The organism is Stenotrophomonas sp. FW305-C-20-S1 (genome assembly GCF_058783335.1).
Map to the genome: position 1 here is coordinate 1 of NZ_JBYTEK010000079.1, position 1,739 is coordinate 1,739.

Below are 1,739 nucleotides of genomic sequence, written 5' to 3' on the forward strand. Positions count from 1 at the left end.
GGCCGGCAACCTCGAGGTGGTGAAACGCGTGCAGTTGCCGGCCAGCGGCCGGCACTACCTGTGGTCGCTGTGCAGATACGCGCTCAACGCTTCACCATCGTCGCCCGGCAGATGCGGCAGCCGGCCCCAGCAGGGCATCGGCAGACGCTGCTGCAAGGTCGCGAAATTCTCATCCTGGCGCTGCATCGAAGGATCGATGTGGTTGCCGATCCATCCCAGGCACTCCACGCCACTGGCCTGCAGCGAGTGTGCGGTCAACCGCGCATGATTGACGCAGCCCAGGCGCATGCCGACCACCAGCACCACCGGCAGCCGCAGCGCACGTACCAGGTCAAGCTGGTCCAGCTGCGCCGACAACGGCGCCAGCCAGCCGCCCACGCCTTCGACCACCACCACGTCGGCCTGTGCGCGCAGGCGTTCGAAGGCCGCCACGATCGGGGCCAGTTCGATGCGCACGCCATCTTCTGCGGCCGCCAGTTCGGGCGCCAACGGCTGGCGCAATGCGTAGGGGTTCAGATCGGCGTAGTCAGGCACCGGCAGGCTGGCGGCCTGCAATGCCAGCGCGTCGTCGTTGCGCAGCCCCTGCCCCGCGTCATGGCTGCCGCTGGCCACCGGCTTCATGCCCACCGCGCGCAGGCCGCGCCGGCGCAGCGCGTGCAGCAGCGCGGTACTGGCGGCGGTCTTGCCGATCTCGGTATCGGTACCGGTGACGAACAGGGCCGTCGGCAACGTGGCAGGCAGGGACATCACAGGCTCCAGCAGGGCAGCAGAGCCCCCATTATCGCTGGCCCGGCACGCTTGCTAGACTGCGGCCATGTTCGCCAACGCCTCGCTCACCGGCAGCAAGCCGGAACAATACGCCCAGCTGCTGGAACAGGCCCGTGGCCTGGTCTACGGCGAGTCCGACCGCATCGCCAATGCGGCCAACCTCGCTGCACTGGTCTACCACGCCCTGCCCGACCTGAACTGGGTGGGCTTCTACCTGTACGACGGCAAGGAACTGGTGGTCGGTCCGTTCCAGGGCCTGCCGGCCTGCGTGCGCATTCCGCTGGACAAGGGCGTGTGCGGTGCGGCCGCCAGCCAGCGCGTTACCCAGCGGATCGAAGACGTGGACGCCTTCCCCGGCCATATCGCCTGCGACGCCGCATCGCGCTCGGAACTGGTGGTGCCGTTGCTCCGCGGTGGGGAGCTGATCGGCGTGTTCGATATCGACAGCCCGGTCGTTGGCCGCTTCGATGCCGAGGACCAGGCCGGCCTGGAAGCCATCGCCGAGGTGTTCGTCGGGGCGTTGGCGTGAGCGCGGTCAAGCTGCGCAACATCGGCCCGAAGAGTGCGGCATGGCTGCGCCAGGTGGGCCTGCGCAGCCGCGAGGACCTGGTTGCCATCGGTGCCGTCGGTGCCTTCGTCAAGGTCAAGCGTGCCGGCTTCAAGCCCAGCCTCAACCTGCTGTATTCGCTGGAAGGTGCGCTGCTGGACTGCCACTGGCAGGAATTGAGCGAGCCGCAGCGTACGGCGCTGGTGCAGGACTACGAAGCGCGGATTGCCGTGCATCCGCTGAAGGCGGCAGGTCCGGCCTCGGGCCCGGTGCATGAGCAGCGCTTCGACGCCGGGGACGACGGCGAAGAAAGCACGGCCGAAAACGCCGACGAGGATTGACTGTTTGGTAGTGCCGGCCGCTGGCCGGCAACCTCAGGAACAACAGCAACAGCAACAGCAACAGCGGGTTTCCTGTGGGATGG

General features: G+C 68.0%; 3 protein-coding genes. 2 read left to right on the forward strand and 1 reads right to left on the reverse strand.

Features of this window, described 5'->3' with window-relative positions:
* Nucleotides 1–54: 54 nt before the first annotated feature.
* On the reverse strand, nt 55–747 hold the full coding sequence (gene bioD, locus AC3WTC_RS20465; protein WP_492712425.1) for a dethiobiotin synthase: 693 nt from the start codon (nt 745–747) through the stop codon (nt 55–57).
* A gap of 67 nt (nt 748–814) precedes the next feature.
* On the opposite strand from bioD, the gene AC3WTC_RS20470 reads away from it, so the two are divergent.
* Together AC3WTC_RS20470 and AC3WTC_RS20475 are read left to right on the forward strand one after the other, a co-directional pair.
* Nucleotides 815–1,297: a GAF domain-containing protein gene (locus AC3WTC_RS20470; protein ID WP_025878430.1), complete on the forward strand. Its 483-nt coding sequence runs from the start codon at nt 815–817 to the stop codon at nt 1,295–1,297.
* A complete protein-coding gene (locus AC3WTC_RS20475) occupies nt 1,294–1,656 on the forward strand; it encodes a TfoX/Sxy family protein (protein ID WP_492712426.1) in 363 nt (120 codons plus the stop codon). The genes AC3WTC_RS20470 and AC3WTC_RS20475 overlap by 4 nt, the downstream gene beginning before the upstream one ends.
* Nucleotides 1,657–1,739: the final 83 nt, after the last annotated feature.

Excerpts from the sequence above, each read along its gene's own strand:
- bioD (WP_492712425.1), bottom strand. The coding sequence starts at position 747 with ATGTCCCTGCCTGCCACGTTGCCGACGGCCCTGTTCGTCACCGGTACC.
- AC3WTC_RS20470 (WP_025878430.1), top strand. The coding sequence starts at position 815 with ATGTTCGCCAACGCCTCGCTCACCGGCAGCAAGCCGGAACAATACGCC.